The sequence below is a fragment of the Dehalococcoidia bacterium genome (assembly GCA_025054935.1).
In the GTDB taxonomy this organism is placed as follows: Bacteria; Chloroflexota; Dehalococcoidia; order SpSt-223; family SpSt-223; genus JANWZD01.
Genome location: JANWZD010000009.1, coordinates 12,167 through 26,376, shown reverse-complemented (window position 1 = coordinate 26,376; position 14,210 = coordinate 12,167). Strand labels below are relative to the sequence as shown.

The following is a 14,210-nucleotide window of genomic DNA, read 5'->3' as shown; positions in this document are numbered from 1 at the left end:
GAGCCAGCCCTCTCGGCGCGCGACGCGGACGCTCAGGGCGCAAAGCGCGCTCCTGCTCCCACTGCTTCTCATGCCGCGCTGCCCTCAGCAGCGCGAGGGCGTTCTGCCAAAAAGCCACTCGACAAGAGCTTCGTTGGCAGGGGCCTCCCAGCGGGCATCCAGCAGCCCGAATGGCTCTCGCGCTCCGAACTGCCGGCCATGATGCGGCGCGGCGCTGGACATCGTGCCGTTCAGCGGCCAGTAGATCCAGCTGATGCCGCGCTCGTCGAGATACTCGATAAACGTGCGCAGCCAGCGTTCGGCGAGACCGGCGCCTTTCCCATTCCACGCGGCCGTGTCAATCCCGAACTCACCGACAATGACCGGCGTGTCGGCAAGAGCGCCCCAGCGACGATCCCACCGCTCGCGCATTGCCCGCGCAGACGGTGACCGCCCGTGAAACCACGGATAGTCATGCACGGAGTAGACGAGACGCTCTCCCCAAGGAAGACGGACCGGCGTCGAGCGCGCGCCCCGCAGGTCGCTGGCAAAGTCACTCCCCTCGACCACGACGAGCACGCGCGGATTTTCCGCAAGCACTGCTGCGCCAGCGCGCTCGGCGGCATCGCGCCAACTTCGCCTCGGGTCGCGGCTGACCCACCGCGCCGGAGAACGCGGTTCGTTCCGCAAATCGACAGCAATGACACGCGGATTGTCGCGGTAGCGGCGCGCAAGCCGGCGCCAACACTCGATCCAGACCGGCTCTGGATAGCGCAGCGTGTGCCAGACCGCGTTCGTGTCGCCCTCAGCGCAGCACCAGTCGGCAGCGCTGGTGTGGTTATCGAGAATGACGGCGAGCCCGGCTGCGGTCAGCGCGGCGATGGTGCCGTCGAACACAGCAAGCGCGGGCTGCCCCGCGAACTCCGGATTGGCGGCGACGACCGCCCCGCAAACTGGCGGATTATCCAGCACCAGCTGGATGGAGAAGGGAAGCCGCACGCAGTTCGCTCCTAGTTCGACAATGCGCTGAACGATGCGCGCGAGTGGCTGACAATGAAGCCCGCCGACGACGAAATCCGGGCTTTCCGCGCCGTACCAGTTCACCCCCCGCAAGCGAAGAGGCTGTCCTGTGCCGTCAAGCAGCGCTGCGCCCACCGCCCGGAGCGGCGGGTGAACCGGCTCAGCCAGCACGGCTCTCCGCGGAAGCACCGACCGCGCCCGCAGCAACCGGCAAAGTAAACGAGAACTCCGAGCCGGCGTTCACTTCGCTCGTCGCCCAAATCCGTCCGCCGTGCGCTTGGACGGTGTGCTTAGCGATCGCCAGCCCCAATCCTGCCCCGCTGTTCGAGCGGGAGCGGTTCACCTTGTAAAACCGCTCGAAAATGCGGCCAAGCTCCTCGGGCGGAATGCCGATACCGGTGTCCCGAACCCAAAAGCGGACGAACGGCGGCGTGGTGGGGGTCGACTCAATGACGGTCGGGTCGACACCGATCGTCACAGTGCCGCCGGGCGGCGTGAACTTGATGGCGTTGTGCACCAGATTGACGAGCACCTGCTCCACCCGCGCCGGGTCGGCCGCGACGGCGGGCACCCCCGCCGGCACCTCGACCTGGAGGGTCAAGCCGGCGCGCTCCGCTTGTCCTGCCAGCCGGTCTGCGACCGCGCGGCAGAGCGACTCCGGCGGAACGGGCTCCAGCCGCATCTCCAATTCGCCGGACTCGAGCCGTGTCAGTTCGAACAGCTCTTCCACCATCTGGTTCAGCCGGTCGACTTCGACCTCGATGCGCTTGAGGAAGGAGCGCGCGACAGACGGGTCCTCGAGCGCGCCGTTCAGGAGGGTCTCGGTCAGCGCCATCAGGGAGGCTACCGGTGTCCGCAGTTCGTGGGAGACATTGGCGATAAAGTCCCGCCGCACCGTCTCTGCCCGCCGCAGCGCCGTGACATCTTGGAGCAGCAGGACAACGGGTGCATGGTCCTGCTGAGCAGGCTGCGCGATTGCGTGGATGAAGCGCTTGGGCGCCGTCAGCTCCACCACTCGCGGCTCTGGCTGCTCGCCGCGCAGCGCCGCGCGCACCAGCGCGACCAGTTCGTGCTGACGGACCGTCTGAACAAGACTCTCCCCGCGGCCGAGCGTGCCGAGGATCTCGCTGGCGGCACGATTGACCAGTTCGACCACACCCTGCCGATCGATAATGACGACCCCGACCGGCAAGCATTCGACGACGGCCTCCCACCGTCGCTGGCGCGCGGCCGCTTCATCCAGAAGCGCATGCCGCGACTCGGCGAGCGCACGGATCGCCCGGCGCAGCCCTGCCAAGCCGCGGTCGCCCGCCGCTACCGGTTCGCCGGTTAATTGGGCCAGCTCTGCCCGCACGCGGTCGAGGGGGGCAAGCACCCACCGCAGCGGGAAGAGCGCAAGCAGCGCCGCCAGCGCTCCTCCCGCAAGCGCGGCAGCGCTCCCTTCGACCCCGGCGACCGTGAGCGACAGCCCGACGAGACCAGCGATGACACTGGTCGCGAGGACGATCCGCGCTCGCAGCCCCATCTCAGTCTTTGAAGCGGTACCCCACGCCGCGCACGGTTTGGATCAGGTCGGGATGGCTCGGGTCGTTCTCGATCTTCTCGCGCAGCCCGCGGATGTGGACATCGACGGTCCGAGTGCCGCCGTCATACTCGTAGCCCCAGAGGTTCTGAAGCAGAATGTCGCGCGTGAGAACGCGGCCGCGATTGCGCATCAAGTACGCGAGCAAGTCGAACTCTTTCGGCTTGAGGGCTATCGGCCGCCCGGCGCGGGTCACTTCGTGACGAGCGAGATCGACGACGAGGTCGCCTGCAGTCAGCTGCTCCTCAACCGGCTCTGGAGGACGCGGCTCCGCGCGCAGCATCTGCACTCGCCGCAGCGACGCGCGGACCCGCGCGATCAGTTCGCGAAAACTGAACGGCTTGGCGAGATAGTCGTCGGCGCCGATCTCCAGCCCAACCACCTTGTCGATTTCGCTCGCCTTGGCCGTGAGCATTAGGATGGGGGATGTGGTTTCACTCCGCAGGGTCCGACAAACTTCGAAGCCATCCAGCTTGGGCAGCATGACATCAAGGACGATCAGGTCGGGCCGCCAGCGACGCGCGACCTCCAACGCTTCGACGCCGTCGTAGGCGACGCTCACTTCATGCCCTTCCCGTTTCAAGTTGTACCGAATAGTGTCGACCAACGAGGGTTCGTCATCGACTACGAGAATACGCGCCACGTTTCCTTCCCTATTTCGACTGCCAGTTCGACGCGGCTCAGGAGCGCGACAACCGCGCTTGCTTCAGAAGGCATCCCTCCCGCAAACGCGGCTGCGGGCGTCACAAACATGGCGATGCCAAACCAGGCGAGTAGCCCGAGCAGGAGGAGAACAACAACCGCGAGGGCCACGCGCAGGCGCGCGCGCTGGGCGCGCCGTCGCTGGACTTCGAGGAGCCGCGCTTGCCGCAGCTCTCTCCGGCGAGCAATGCGCTCGCTCGCTCTGGTCGGCGGCTGGGTCGTCATCTGCCTCTCCAATCGCCTCCGCTGCCGCCGGGCTCGCGCAGCCGGGTAAGGTCGCGGCCATCGGGCGTCACCGCATAGAGCGCCCTTCCGGCGATGACAAGCAACCGCTGACCATCGGCTGACCACAACGCGATCGGATCGTCTTCCTGCAGCTTCACGACAAGCTGATGCTGCGCTGCCCCATCGGTGCGGACTTTATACACATCCATCGGAGGGCCGTGGAATGCGGGACGAGCAGGTCTGAGCGGGACACCCCACCCCCCGCTGCGGATGGCCCGGATTGGAGCCCCAGCGAACGTGATCTCCCGGCCATCCGGCGAGATGCGCGGCGAGTGCATCGCGACGAACTGATCTTCAGCCACAAGTTGCCTCGGCGATGAACCGTCTGCCCGTGCCACCCACAGGCTTTGGCCGGTCGTCTGCGGGTTCAGCCGGATATACGCCAAGGAGGTGCCATCCGGCGAGAGCGCAGGCTGGACCGCGTCTCGCACCAGCGAGATGACATTGCCCGTCTCAAGGTCGAGGCGGATCAGTTCGATGATATCGCCGCGGTACTGGCCGTTGATGACGATTGGCGCGACCCGGCTGTAGACCAAGCTCTTGCCATCCGGGGCAAAGAACGGCGCCTCGAGCATCTCGCCCGCGAGCGTGTGCTGACGCAGCAGGCGGAGATCGCTGCCGTCCCGCCGCACAGAATAGAGGTCCGTGCCGGGAGGAACGCCGCGCTGCGGCGGCGGGTACATTGAGAAGACGACCCGCTGACCATCCGGAGACCAGACCGGGTCTTTCGCCATCGCTCCCGCCGGCAGTTCGACCAGCCGCCGCTCTTCGCGGCTGTCGAGAGAAAAGAGGTACAGCTGATCGTTCTTAATGTAGACAACGTCGCCGGTCAATCCGCCGGCCAATCCAACAGAGGGGGAGATGCCACAGCCCGGAGAGAGCGTCAGCGTCAGCGCCATGAGCCCGCTCCGGAGGTCGCCGACGAGCGAAGGGGACTTCATCTTTTATGATCGTAGCGGGTTGCCCGCCCTTCTTTCAAAAGGTCGCGGGACAGCGGTTTCGCGTGGCCTCTGCCCTCTTCAGGGTCACGCTCCGGAATGCGGCGAGCGGATGAGCGGTTCTACTCGCTATCACATTCGGGTGTGCGGCGGCCCGCGCTGCGCTGAGCGCGGGAGCGAACGCCTGCGCGTTGCTCTCTATCAAGCGCTTGCCGCGCGCGGTCTCAGCGAGAAGGCAACTGTCTCTCGCCTTGCAGGGGTCTGCCATGGGAAATGCCGCCTCGGCCCGAATGTGTTCGTCTCTCCGGGCGAGACGTGGTACTGCGGCGTGACCGCGGACGACATTCCTGCCATCATCGATGAGCACGTTGGCGCCGGCCGGCCAGTCCAGCGGCTGGTTGGGCAGGAGCCGTCCTTCCTCCGCCTCGACGAGACGGTGCCCTGGTAAGGCGGCGGCGGAGCGGAACCGGCCCGGGGCAGCGGGACGAAACAGTACGGTATCCGAAATGTTGACCGGCAGGTTTACCTGATGCTAAAGTCTCCCAGTCATTCCGCGCCGGTGGCCGTCGCGAGTTGCCGCGCGTGCCGGAATAGGGGTAGAGGCTCATGGCGAAGCTGATCGTTAACCGCCTGATCCAGTTGGTCTTCGTCATTATTGTGGTGTCGACGCTCCTCTTCGTCCTGATGCGCGCCTCGGGCGACCCGGTGTCGGTGCTCTACGGGGACATCGATAACGAGACCCGCCTGAAACTGCGCCGCGAGCTTGGCTTCGACGACCCGCTCATCGTTCAGTATGCGCGGTTCTGGCGCGATTTGCTGATCCCGAAGGTTGATGCTCGCGGAAACTGGCGCTGGTTCGACTTTGGGGATTCGCTGCGCGCGCGCCGGCCGGCGATGCAAGTTGTCCTCGACAATCTCGGGAACACTGTTCAGCTCGCCGTTGTCTCCCTCGCTTTGGCAGTGGTGGTCGGCATCCCGCTCGGCATCTTCTCGGCGCTGACGCGCGGCCTGCCGTCGGTCTTCTTCATGCTGATGGCGTTGATCTTACAGTCGACGCCGTCCTTCTTCCTCGGCATCATTCTCGTGCTGATCTTCGCGGTGCAGTTACGCATCTTACCTCCCTTCGGCTACGGAACGCCGGCCCACTTTATCCTGCCCGCCATCTGCCTTGCCGGCTTCCCGATGGCGCGCTTGGCGCGGCTGATGCGCTCAGCGCTGCTTGACGTGATGAGCATGGACTATATCCGCACCGCGCGCGCCAAGGGACTGTCGAACAGCATGGTTGTCATCCGCCACGCGCTGCGGAATGCGATGATCCCGATCGTGACTGCGATCGGCCTTGACATCGCGTTTCTGCTCAGCGGCTCCGTTATCATCGAGAACCTGTTCGCGTGGCCGGGGATCGGTCGCCAGCTTGTCACCTCAACGTTCACGCGCGACTACAACGTGGTCCAGGCGATAGTGTTTATCGTCGCGATCTGGATCGTTCTCGCCTTCCTCTTGGTCGATATCGCGTACAAGTGGATCGACCCGCGCATCAAATACGACTAGCTCTTCTCGGCTGGAGAGTGTCTCTCTAGCCGAACCGCAGTTGCGCTCCGCTCTCCTCTGGCGAGGGGAGCGATCGAGTTCGAAAGAAGGAGAGGCCGATGGCGACTAACACGATAGCGCAGGCTCAGGCGATTGATCAGCCGGCATTCAAGCGCGTGCGCGTCCGTACCTTCTGGGATCGCTTGCGCCGCGGGATCTTCACCCACGCGCCGGCGACGATCAGTCTGTTTATTATCGTCTTCTTCACGCTGGTCGCGATTTTCGCCCCGTTGATCGCGCCGCACGACCCAATCAAGGTCGACATCATCAAACGACTCCAGCCGCCGGTCTGGCAAGGAGGCATCCCCGGCTATATTCTCGGGACCGACCAGATGGGACGCGACATTCTCTCCCGCCTGATTTACGGTACGCGGGTCTCGCTCCAAGTGGGGTTCTTCGCGACGATCATCTCGGTCATCCTCGGGGCAACGCTGGGCATCATCTCCGGCTACTACGGCGGCCGCCTCGATGACATCATCATGCGGATTAATGACGCCCAGCGCGCCTTCCCGTTCTTGGTCCTCGCGATTGCGATCATCGCCGCGGTCGGCCAAGGGCTCGACAAGCTGATCATCGTCCTCGGCGTCTTCGGCTGGGCGAACTACGGCCGCTTCGTGCGGGGCGAAGTGCTCAGCTTGCGCGAGAAGGAATTCGTCGAGGCAGCGCGGACGATCGGCGCGTCGAACATGCGCATCATGTTCCGCCACATGCTTCCCAACGTCGCCTCGACGCTGCTCGTTCTCTCGAGCTTCTCGGTCGCCGCGCTCATCATCGCCGAAAGCTCGCTCTCCTTCCTCGGCCTTGGCGTCCCGCTGCCGACGCCGTCGTGGGGCAATATGCTGTCTGACGGCCGCGAGTACATGGAGACCGCATGGTGGCTCGCGATCTTCCCGGGCGTCACCATCGGCATCATCGTGCTCGCCGTCAACGTCCTCGGCGACCGCCTGCGCGACATCTTCGACGCCCGAACGACGCTCTAACCGCCGTCTTCCTCTCCTTCCGCAACGCCCGGTCGGCGCAGCCGGGCGTTTTACTTTGCCTGCTCCTGCCGGCGCTGAGCGAGCAGCTCCGTGACAACAGCGTTGACCTCGCGCCCGTCCGCTTTGCCGCGCAGCTCCTGCATCGCTCGCGGCATCACCCGCTTCATATCCGCCGGCCCGGAAGCGCCGACCTCATCGATAATGCGCTGCACGACCGTCGCGATCGCCGCGCGATCGAGTTGGGGAGGAAGATAGTCGCTCAAGATCCGCAGTTCCGCCTCCTCACGCGCCGCCAGCTCGCTCCGGCCTGCTTTCTGGTAGGCAGCGATGCTCTCCTGCCGCTGCTTCACCTCGCGACGAATGACGGCAATCAGCGCGTCGTCGTCGAACTCGATAGGAGCAATGCGGATGTCGGCCGCCTCAACTTCTTCCGGCGACTTTCCCGCCGCAAGTCGCTCGTAGGCTGCCGCCTTCTCTGCTTGCTCCGCCTTTCGGATCGCGGCGAGCAACAAGCGAAGGGTTTCGCGCCGGACCGGGTCGCCGCTGCGCATCGCCTCTTTCAGGTCATTCATCAGCCGCTCGCGGAGCGCCATCTCCCTCCTCCTGCCGAGACTTCGTACTATCATGACGTGTCATTGGAACGCTTCCGCTCCCTCAGCGCGCCAGAGCTCGCCACGGCGAGGAGGGCCTGCGCTCAGCCCGGTCCGCCGGCGCTGGCACGCGCCATTCGCCAGTTCAACTCTGGTGACTATTTCGCCTGCCACGAGACCTTAGAGGAGCTGTGGCGCGAGGAGAGGGGAGCGGTCCGCCGCGTCTACCAGGGGCTTCTCCACATCGCCGTCGGGTTCTATCACCTGCGCCGCGGCAACCGCCACGGCGCGCTGACAAAACTGCGCTCTGGCCTCGACTACCTCGCGCCCTTTCCCGCCCGCTGCCACGAGATCGACCTCGAAAAGCTCCGCGCCGAGACTGCGGCGTGGCTTCGCGCGATTGAAGCGGCTTCTCCCGACCAGCTTAGCGCACTCTCTCTGCCGGCGCCGCAGCTCGGTCTGCCCGCTCAGGACGCCGCTTCGTTCGGGTAGTCGTCGACCGGCAGAAACTTGTGCCAGCCATTCTGCTGGTGCAGATAGGCTGCGAAGATGTAGAACGCGCTGGCGCTCGGCCGACGCGGCTCGCGCCGCAGCTGCATCCGCGCTTCTTCGGGGGTCCGGTTGCCTTTCCGGTGGTTGCAGGCCTTACACGCGCTGACCAAGTTCTCCCACACATGTTTGCCGCCGCGCTGACGGGGCAGAACATGGTCGAGCGTCAGGTCGCGCGACTTTACCCCGCAGTATTGACAGGTGTAGTTGTCGCGCAGAAACACTTCTCGCCGCGAGAGCCGAACTTGCGGGCGCGGGCGGCGAATGAGATAGATCAGACGGATGACGGATGGCAGCGGGTGGACGTGGCGCGCCGATCGCACCACTCCCCCGCCGTGCTCAAGCACCTCGGCTTTGCCCCGGTCCAGAAGCACGATCGCGCGCCGAGCGCTCGTCACGTTCAACGGCTCGTAGTTCTGGTTGAGCACGAGAACGGGTGAGTTAACGCGGCCCTTCATCGCCGGGAGCCTCCCTCCGCTACGATTGTACGGGATGGGTCTCGGGTCATGAAACCGACCTCTTGGCTGCTTTTGTCCTCACCGTCCCGCCCTGAACGCCGGGATGCTCTCGTTGCAGGAGCACTAGCGCTCGCCACCTTCCTGAGCCGGCTCCCCTTCCGGACGACGATGCTCTTCAACTGGGACTCGGCGAATTTCGCGCTCGCCACTCGCGCCTACGATGTGACGCAGCACCATCCGCATCCGCCGGGCTATTTCCTCTACGTTGCGGTCGGGCACCTGCTGGTGCCGCTCTTCAATGGCGACGCGAACGCTGCCCTGGTCACTGTCACCCTGCTGCTGAGCACCGCCGCCCCGCCGCTTACCTACCTTCTCGGCGCAGCCGTCTTCAACCGGTTGACCGGTCTTGGCGGGGGGATATTCGTGCTGACAAGCGTGACGTTCTGGAGCTACGGCGGGCTTGCCCTCGCCTATCCTGCGCTCGCGGTTTTCTCGGCGTGGGTCGCGTGGAGCGCCTATCGGACGACCTGGCAGGGAGAGCGCAGCGCGTGGCTGCCCCTTGCAGTCGCCTACGGCGTTGGAGCCGGCTTCCGCCCCGACCTGCTCCTGCTTCTCGGTCCGCTCTGGCTGACAGGGCTTGTGGGAGCGGGATGGCGGCGCGGCCTCGCCGCCGTCGCGCTCACAGGCGTGTTCGTCGGCGGGTGGCTTCTTCCGACGATTGCGCTTTCTGGCGGGCTTGGCAGCTACCTCGCGGTGCTTCACGCTTATACCGACCGGGATGTGCTCGACCGCTATTCCTCGACGCGCGGCGGCGTTCCAGCGCTGCTTTCCACCCTTCGTGACCTCGTCAGCTACACCTGGTATGCCCTCTATGCCATGGTTATTCCGCTTGGCGCAGGAGCGCTCGCGCTCTTCCGCTGGCGACCGCGGCCCGACCGCCGCTGGCTGTTCTTCCTGATCTGGCTCGCCCCTCTTTTTCTGTTCTATGTCTTCATCCACATCGGTGACCCGGGCTACGTTTTCAGCTTCCTGCCAGCGCTGGCGCTTCTCGCAAGCCACGCGATTGTCGTGCTGGCGTGCCGCATCGCCGGGCAGCGGGCCGGCGACATTGCGGGCGTGATGATCGCCGCCATCGCCCTCCTCAACGCCGGTATCTTTCTCTTTTATCCGCGGCTGCTCACTGCGCAGGGGGTCCGCGAAAGCGATCGCCTCCTCGCCGCGAAGATCGCCGCGATCCGGGCGCTGCCGAACGACGGAACAATCCTCCTGCTCTCGTACGACAGCTACCGCCACCTGCAGTATTACCTGCCGGAGTGGCGCTCTAGCCTCTGGGTCGACCCCTTTGCCGCCGCGCCGCAGCGCACTGCGCTCGCCCCCGAAACGCGGTGGCTGCTGCTGGTTGATGATCGGCTGCGGAGCCAGCAGGGCGTTCTGCCCGATGCGGAGCCAGCCGAAGCGGGAATGACCCGGGTGCCTGTCCGCCCGGGCCAAGTGCTCACTTTTGGAGGGGGAACGCTCAGCTTAGAGTGAGGCGGCTGGCGGCTCTCCGAAGTCCAAGCCTTGGGCGCGGGCAGTGGCCGGAAGCATTCCTTCGAGCACACGCTCGAACGCCATCGTATGGCTGCAGAAGTTCCAGCCTTTGAAGAAGTGACAGCTGCAGTGCCAGCGGCCGTTCTCCAGCGTCACCGTGTGATCGGCGTTCTCGCCATGGAAGGTCGCCGAAAGCGAGGTGAAATGAATGCGGTTGCGCTCCTGCGCGTAGCGGCGGGCCTTCTCGATCTTGCCGATGACGCTCGAGTTCATGGAACCTCCCGACACCGAGACTGCTTCAGGAAACGGCGCCCCCCGAAAACGCGCGACACCGCAACGGAACCTGTTGCGGTGTCGCCTAGAGACCAGTCGGTTGCCAGCAAACGCTGCATTCGGCTTCCTCGCCGTCCGCTGCCGCTCAGCGGCAGCGCCGCTTCCCGAGTGCAGTATCTTATACGCGCTATCCTCTTTCCCCGTCAATCCGCCTGCGCAAGAAGGCAAGCAGCCTCCTCCTGCTCGGAAGGGGCGGCGTCCAGCAGCGAGGAGCCGGCCCAGACGTTCTCCCGCGAAGAGACTGCTCACCTGCCGTTCCCGAGCGCCTTGGGAGCTCGTCTGGAGACCTTTCCAGCGAAGGTCCCCGGGGTCCAGCCGGCTGCGCCGCCTTAGCGCTGCTCTGCGCGGCGCGCCGCCTCGCGCACGCGGTCAAACTCCTCGAGATAGCGCTGCGCAAGCCCGCGGTCCTCGATGATCAGGAGGTTCTCGTCATTATTTCGATCGGCGTTCTCCGAGAAGTTATAGGAGCCAAGCATGACGATGCGATCGTCGATCACGATCACCTTATGGTGCATGATGTACGGATTGCCATCCTGATACACCTCGATGCCGGCAGCCTGCAGCTTTCGAAACTCGGCGAACTGAGTTTCTGAGCCCGTGCGCTCAACAACACCGGCGACCTTCACGCCGTTTCTCGCTCGCGCGATCATTGCGTCGCCGATCGAATCACTGGTGAACTGAAACGCCAGAAAGACGATCCTTGTTCTCGCCTCACGCACGCGGGCGACAACGCGCTCCGCGACTTTGTCTTGTGGAGCAAACAGCGTCTCGATTGCGGACCCATCGATCACGACACGCGGGTTCGGAACGCCAGCTGGCTTACTCGGCCCAAACTGGCGGCGAGCAAACATCTTCTCGAACTCTGCTTCGTAGTTTTCGGCAACCTTAGGCGAGAAGATCACAAGCACATTGTTGTTGTGACGAAATGTGTCGTTAGCGGTGAAGTTATACGAGCCGGTCCAGACGGCGTCGCTGTCGCGAACGACGAATTTGTGATGCATGATCGCCCCGCGGTTGTCCGTGACGATGGGGATGCCGCCCTGCCGCACCCGGGCGATCGCCGTCTGGATGGCGCGATTGTCGCTTCCCACCGTGTCAGCGTCTGTTACGAAGCGGACCTCGACGCCGCGCTGTTTCGCTCGCACGAGCGCCTCTGCCACATTCGCGAGATCGAAGTCGTAGACAGCGACATCAAGACGCCGCTGCGCGCCGTCGATGAAGGCGACGAGCCGTTCATCAATGCTGTTGCGCCGCTCAGCCGGCCGGTCAGGCGAGCCCGGAACCGTAAACCAGACCTCGTACCAGCTGCCGCTGCGCACCGGGGCGGCGCCGAGCGCGCCGGCCTGTTCGAGCAGCCGCGGCAGCGCCACCGCGACGACGACGCAGAAGCAGAGCGCGAGGAGAGCGAGCGCGACCGAGAAAGCGACAAGCCGGCGTCCCATTACTGGTCATCCTCTCCGACGCGCTCATCCTCGGAGCGCGTCGGCGCCTGGGGCTGCTCGCTTCCTGCCGCCGGAGGAAACGGAGCCGTCAGAAGCGCCGACATCTCGCCGCCGCTACTCGGGAGCGCATCGCCGCCGTCCGCTGTCCAGGCGGCCGGCGCCGCCGACGCCTCCGCCTGCTCTTCAGCCAAGCGAACGGCTTGGCGAACCAGCTGCCGCAGCTGCTGCATCCGTTCTTCGAGAGCGGCGTCCGCGGCGGCGCGCTCCTCGATCGAGGCCGTCGCCGCAGCAGCCTCGTGGGCGAGCGGAAGCGCCCAGCGCAAAATCTCTTCGAATTGGTCGTCCGTGAGCCCGCCGCGAAGCCGCTCGTCGGTGAGAAGCATCTCTTCGGCAAGCTGAGCCCGGCGTTGCAGTTCTTTCTCGTCCACACCCCTCCTTGCGCGAGTTGCGCCGACGCCACGGGCAGGTCGTCAGAGAGAGCGTACCGCATCCGCGACGCAGAACGCCTGCTGCCCCAGCCGTGGCGTCCCGCTGGAGGACACGTGCTCCGACTTCCGTCGGCGCGGCCGCCGCCCGACGACCGCGAAACGCCGTCACTCACCCATGAGCTGGCAGACAATCTCGCGGCGGCGCGGGCGAGTGTCGAAATCGACGAGGACGACCTGCTGCCACGTGCCGAGCAGAGGAACTCGGTCAGCGAAGGGGATGACCAGCGACGGGCCAAGCAGCGCGGCGCGGATATGCGCATGGCCGTTATCGTCGTGCCAGCGCTCATTGTGGGCATAGACCCGGCTGCGCGGCGCAATCGCTTCAAAGGCGGCGGCGAGGTCAGCGACCAAACCGGGCTCGAATTCGATCGTGGTCAGGCCGGCGGTGGAGCCAGTGACAAACAGTGTCGCCGTTCCCCGCGTTAGCTCGCTTTCGCGGATGGCATTCCGGAGTGCGGGCGTCAGATCGATGACGTCGTCGTTGCCCTTCGTGAACACCTCAAACGTGCGGCTGACGATCATGAGGGGGTACCGTCCGCTTCTTCTGATGAAGCCGTCCTGTTCTCCCTCTTCGAAGGCGCGCAGGCGTCCCGATTAACAATAGCTTCGCTGAACAGGACCGCATTGGGCACCACGACCTGCGCGCCGTCATCGCATCGCAAAATCGTGACCCGCACGCTGACCGACTGAACCGCGCCTTCAAACTCCTTCACCTTGATTCGCTGCCCGATGCGGAACGGCTGTTCGATCAGCAGGTAGACCCCGGCAATGAAGTTGCGCAGAACATCCTGCATTGCCACCGTGAAGGCGAGCGTCGCGATGCCGACCCCGGCGGCGAGAGCAGTCAGGTCGACCCCGAAAATCGCGAGCGCGACTGCGCCGATTGTCGTCCAGACCAGCAGCACGACTGCCCGATCGAGCAGGAACGCGGTGTGATCTTCCAACCGCCCGGCGAGGGCCTGACTGAGCGCGCGTCGAAGCCGGGCAGCGATGATCCAGAGGATGAGAGCGACGATAAGGATCTGGACGACCCGAACGACGAAGGGGGTCACCCCTTGAAGCGTGGCTTCCCACCACAGCTGGAAGCCGGTGACGACGGGTTCAAACCAGAACGGCATCGGCCGGATTATATCGACCGCTCTCCTACACTTGTGGATGACCTATGCGCTTCGAAGGCCGCCGCACGCTGCCTGCTCCGCCGCTCGTCGTTTGGGAGACCCTGCTTGACCCGCTCGTGCTCCGCGACTGCATTCCGGGCTGCCGCGAGGTCCGCCGCGACGGAGCGGACTATCACGTCCGCGCGACAATCCGCATGCTTTTCCTGCGCGGCTCGTATCAGGGGCGCATTCGGCTCGTCAATCCGGTGCCTCCCCACTCGTTCCAGCTCGACGCGGAAACCGCGCTTGGCGTGCTCAGCGCAGTCATTCGCCTGAGCGGCGACACCGCCACCACGCTCGTCTACCACTGTGACGGGCATCTCGAAGGGGTCCTGCTCCGCTTCGGCGAGCCGCTTATCCGCTCGCTCGCGAACCGGTTGCTCGACCAGTACTTCGCCTGCCTCGCGTCCTCTCTTCGCCGGCGAACAGCCTTGCAAGAGCCGTGAGCGCGCCATCGCGCCAGCGAGGGGCACGCCTCGCTTGGCCGCGGCCGACTGTCCTTTCTCGGCGCGGAAGCGAGCGGGGGAAGGACCACCCTTTGCCGCCGAAGGGGCGCTCGCAGGAGAAACGCCCCGCCGCCGATCGCC

General features: G+C 65.2%; 18 protein-coding genes. 6 read left to right on the top strand and 12 right to left on the bottom strand.

Annotated features, from left to right (window positions below):
* Nucleotides 1-84: 84 nt before the first annotated feature.
* From NZ773_10505 to NZ773_10485, 5 genes are read right to left on the bottom strand one after another with little or no spacing between them, the layout of a single operon-like run.
* Complete coding sequence (locus tag NZ773_10505; GenBank protein ID MCS6802356.1) at nucleotides 85-1,170, bottom strand: glycoside hydrolase family 5 protein; 1,086 nt, start codon at nucleotides 1,168-1,170, stop codon at nucleotides 85-87.
* Nucleotides 1,160-2,524 carry an ATP-binding protein gene (locus tag NZ773_10500; GenBank protein MCS6802355.1) on the bottom strand — a complete coding sequence of 455 codons (1,365 nt, stop codon included), beginning with the start codon at nucleotides 2,522-2,524 and terminating at the stop codon, nucleotides 1,160-1,162. The genes NZ773_10505 and NZ773_10500 overlap by 11 nt, the downstream gene beginning before the upstream one ends.
* A 1-nt stretch (nucleotide 2,525) precedes the next feature.
* Nucleotides 2,526-3,224: a response regulator transcription factor gene (locus NZ773_10495; protein MCS6802354.1), complete on the bottom strand. Its 699-nt coding sequence runs from the start codon at nucleotides 3,222-3,224 to the stop codon at nucleotides 2,526-2,528.
* The gene (locus NZ773_10490; GenBank protein MCS6802353.1) at nucleotides 3,206-3,508 is read right to left on the bottom strand and encodes a hypothetical protein; all 303 of its coding nucleotides are present in this window, start codon (nucleotides 3,506-3,508) and stop codon (nucleotides 3,206-3,208) included. The genes NZ773_10495 and NZ773_10490 overlap by 19 nt, the downstream gene beginning before the upstream one ends.
* The gene (locus tag NZ773_10485) at nucleotides 3,505-4,509 is read right to left on the bottom strand and encodes a hypothetical protein (protein ID MCS6802352.1); all 1,005 of its coding nucleotides are present in this window, start codon (nucleotides 4,507-4,509) and stop codon (nucleotides 3,505-3,507) included. The genes NZ773_10490 and NZ773_10485 overlap by 4 nt, the downstream gene beginning before the upstream one ends.
* 109 nt (nucleotides 4,510-4,618) lie before the next feature.
* Between NZ773_10485 and NZ773_10480 the strand changes: the two genes are divergently transcribed.
* The 3 genes from NZ773_10480 (at nucleotide 4,619) to NZ773_10470 (ending at nucleotide 7,076) form a co-directional block, all read left to right on the top strand.
* Nucleotides 4,619-4,954 (top strand): (2Fe-2S) ferredoxin domain-containing protein, encoded by a 336-nt coding sequence (locus NZ773_10480; protein MCS6802351.1) that lies wholly within the window; start codon nucleotides 4,619-4,621, stop codon nucleotides 4,952-4,954.
* 158 nt (nucleotides 4,955-5,112) lie between these two features.
* Nucleotides 5,113-6,057: an ABC transporter permease gene (locus NZ773_10475; GenBank protein MCS6802350.1), complete on the top strand. Its 945-nt coding sequence runs from the start codon at nucleotides 5,113-5,115 to the stop codon at nucleotides 6,055-6,057.
* Nucleotides 6,058-6,155: 98 nt separating this feature from the next.
* Entirely contained in the window at nucleotides 6,156-7,076 is a 921-nt protein-coding gene (locus tag NZ773_10470) for an ABC transporter permease (protein MCS6802349.1), read from the top strand.
* Nucleotides 7,077-7,126: 50 nt separating this feature from the next.
* On the opposite strand, the gene NZ773_10465 is transcribed toward NZ773_10470, so the two are convergent.
* Nucleotides 7,127-7,702: a GatB/YqeY domain-containing protein gene (locus NZ773_10465; GenBank protein MCS6802348.1), complete on the bottom strand. Its 576-nt coding sequence runs from the start codon at nucleotides 7,700-7,702 to the stop codon at nucleotides 7,127-7,129.
* A gap of 3 nt (nucleotides 7,703-7,705) precedes the next feature.
* On the opposite strand from NZ773_10465, the gene NZ773_10460 reads away from it, so the two are divergent.
* Complete coding sequence (locus NZ773_10460; protein ID MCS6802347.1) at nucleotides 7,706-8,158, top strand: DUF309 domain-containing protein; 453 nt, start codon at nucleotides 7,706-7,708, stop codon at nucleotides 8,156-8,158.
* Here the strand turns inward: NZ773_10460 and NZ773_10455 are convergent.
* Nucleotides 8,134-8,673, bottom strand: coding sequence for an HNH endonuclease (locus NZ773_10455; protein ID MCS6802346.1), 540 nt, complete (start codon nucleotides 8,671-8,673; stop codon nucleotides 8,134-8,136). The genes NZ773_10460 and NZ773_10455 overlap by 25 nt on opposite strands.
* Nucleotides 8,674-8,721: 48 nt before the next feature.
* On the opposite strand from NZ773_10455, the gene NZ773_10450 reads away from it, so the two are divergent.
* Nucleotides 8,722-10,203 carry a hypothetical protein gene (locus NZ773_10450; GenBank protein ID MCS6802345.1) on the top strand — a complete coding sequence of 494 codons (1,482 nt, stop codon included), beginning with the start codon at nucleotides 8,722-8,724 and terminating at the stop codon, nucleotides 10,201-10,203.
* Here NZ773_10450 and NZ773_10445 read toward each other — a convergent pair.
* From NZ773_10445 to NZ773_10425, 5 genes are all read right to left on the bottom strand, one after another.
* Nucleotides 10,195-10,476 (bottom strand): hypothetical protein, encoded by a 282-nt coding sequence (locus NZ773_10445; protein ID MCS6802344.1) that lies wholly within the window; start codon nucleotides 10,474-10,476, stop codon nucleotides 10,195-10,197. The two genes, NZ773_10450 and NZ773_10445, sit on opposite strands and share 9 nt — an antisense overlap.
* 389 nt (nucleotides 10,477-10,865) lie before the next feature.
* Complete coding sequence (locus NZ773_10440; protein MCS6802343.1) at nucleotides 10,866-11,978, bottom strand: phospholipase D-like domain-containing protein; 1,113 nt, start codon at nucleotides 11,976-11,978, stop codon at nucleotides 10,866-10,868.
* On the bottom strand, nucleotides 11,978-12,406 hold the full coding sequence (locus NZ773_10435) for a hypothetical protein (GenBank protein ID MCS6802342.1): 429 nt from the start codon (nucleotides 12,404-12,406) through the stop codon (nucleotides 11,978-11,980). Before NZ773_10435 ends, NZ773_10440 begins: the two co-directional genes overlap by 1 nt.
* A gap of 165 nt (nucleotides 12,407-12,571) precedes the next feature.
* Nucleotides 12,572-12,988 (bottom strand): secondary thiamine-phosphate synthase enzyme YjbQ, encoded by a 417-nt coding sequence (locus tag NZ773_10430; GenBank protein ID MCS6802341.1) that lies wholly within the window; start codon nucleotides 12,986-12,988, stop codon nucleotides 12,572-12,574.
* Entirely contained in the window at nucleotides 12,985-13,584 is a 600-nt protein-coding gene (locus NZ773_10425; protein ID MCS6802340.1) for a mechanosensitive ion channel family protein, read from the bottom strand. Before NZ773_10425 ends, NZ773_10430 begins: the two co-directional genes overlap by 4 nt.
* Nucleotides 13,585-13,628: 44 nt before the next feature.
* On the opposite strand from NZ773_10425, the gene NZ773_10420 reads away from it, so the two are divergent.
* Entirely contained in the window at nucleotides 13,629-14,069 is a 441-nt protein-coding gene (locus NZ773_10420; protein MCS6802339.1) for an SRPBCC domain-containing protein, read from the top strand.
* The last annotated feature ends 141 nt before the right edge of the window (nucleotides 14,070-14,210 follow it).

What these genes read in the sequence shown, in the direction of transcription:
- NZ773_10500 (MCS6802355.1), bottom strand. Translation starts at nt 2,524, where the DNA reads ATGGGGCTGCGAGCGCGGATCGTCCTCGCGACCAGTGTCATCGCTGGT.
- NZ773_10490 (MCS6802353.1), bottom strand. Translation starts at nt 3,508, where the DNA reads ATGACGACCCAGCCGCCGACCAGAGCGAGCGAGCGCATTGCTCGCCGG.
- NZ773_10485 (MCS6802352.1), bottom strand. Translation starts at nt 4,509, where the DNA reads ATGAAGTCCCCTTCGCTCGTCGGCGACCTCCGGAGCGGGCTCATGGCG.
- NZ773_10480 (MCS6802351.1), top strand. Translation starts at nt 4,619, where the DNA reads ATGAGCGGTTCTACTCGCTATCACATTCGGGTGTGCGGCGGCCCGCGC.
- NZ773_10475 (MCS6802350.1), top strand. Translation starts at nt 5,113, where the DNA reads ATGGCGAAGCTGATCGTTAACCGCCTGATCCAGTTGGTCTTCGTCATT.
- NZ773_10470 (MCS6802349.1), top strand. Translation starts at nt 6,156, where the DNA reads ATGGCGACTAACACGATAGCGCAGGCTCAGGCGATTGATCAGCCGGCA.
- NZ773_10465 (MCS6802348.1), bottom strand. Translation starts at nt 7,702, where the DNA reads ATGATAGTACGAAGTCTCGGCAGGAGGAGGGAGATGGCGCTCCGCGAG.
- NZ773_10455 (MCS6802346.1), bottom strand. Translation starts at nt 8,673, where the DNA reads ATGAAGGGCCGCGTTAACTCACCCGTTCTCGTGCTCAACCAGAACTAC.
- NZ773_10450 (MCS6802345.1), top strand. Translation starts at nt 8,722, where the DNA reads ATGAAACCGACCTCTTGGCTGCTTTTGTCCTCACCGTCCCGCCCTGAA.
- NZ773_10445 (MCS6802344.1), bottom strand. Translation starts at nt 10,476, where the DNA reads ATGAACTCGAGCGTCATCGGCAAGATCGAGAAGGCCCGCCGCTACGCG.
- NZ773_10440 (MCS6802343.1), bottom strand. Translation starts at nt 11,978, where the DNA reads ATGGGACGCCGGCTTGTCGCTTTCTCGGTCGCGCTCGCTCTCCTCGCG.
- NZ773_10430 (MCS6802341.1), bottom strand. Translation starts at nt 12,988, where the DNA reads ATGATCGTCAGCCGCACGTTTGAGGTGTTCACGAAGGGCAACGACGAC.
- NZ773_10425 (MCS6802340.1), bottom strand. Translation starts at nt 13,584, where the DNA reads ATGCCGTTCTGGTTTGAACCCGTCGTCACCGGCTTCCAGCTGTGGTGG.
- NZ773_10420 (MCS6802339.1), top strand. Translation starts at nt 13,629, where the DNA reads ATGCGCTTCGAAGGCCGCCGCACGCTGCCTGCTCCGCCGCTCGTCGTT.